Here is a 535-nt window from a genome sequence, read left to right as displayed (position 1 = left end):
GCCCGTCCACGGCCAGCACGATCACTTCGCGCACGGTCGGGTGCGCTTGCAGCCGCGCTTCGATTTCACCCAGTTCAATGCGGAAACCACGGATCTTCACCTGATGGTCGATACGCCCGGCGTATTCGATCACTCCGGCAGCGCGATAACGGGCCAGGTCGCCGGTGCGGTACAGGCGACCGCCGTCGCTGGAGAACGGGTCCGGCACGAAGCGTTCGGCAGTCAGCGCCACGCGGTTATGATAACCGCGCGCCAGACCGGCATGGCCGATGTGCAGTTCACCGCTGCAACCCTGGGCGACCGGGTTGAAATCAGCGTCCAGCACGTACCACGACAAATCCGGGATCGCCTCGCCAATCGGGCTGGCCGGGTTTTGCGTGTCGGCCTCGGTTATTGGCCTGTAGGTAACGTGAACTGTAGTTTCGGTAATGCCGTACATGTTGATCAACTGCGCTGCCTGATCGCCGAAACGGTCGAACCACGGCTTCAGGCTGGCCACGTCCAGCGCTTCGCCGCCGAAGATGACTTTTTCCAG

The 535-nt window shown here is 62.4% G+C and carries 1 protein-coding gene; it reads right to left on the bottom strand.

The features are described from left to right. Positions 1–535 (bottom strand): AMP-binding protein (locus RYB66_RS03935; protein ID WP_316893867.1); only part of this gene is annotated, 535 nt, incomplete at both ends.

Source organism: Pseudomonas syringae group sp. 243L2 (assembly GCF_032587875.1).
In the GTDB taxonomy this organism is placed as follows: Bacteria; Pseudomonadota; Gammaproteobacteria; order Pseudomonadales; family Pseudomonadaceae; genus Aquipseudomonas; species Aquipseudomonas amygdali.
Note: the sequence above shows the minus strand (reverse complement) of the source record. Positions and strands in the feature narration are given on the sequence as shown.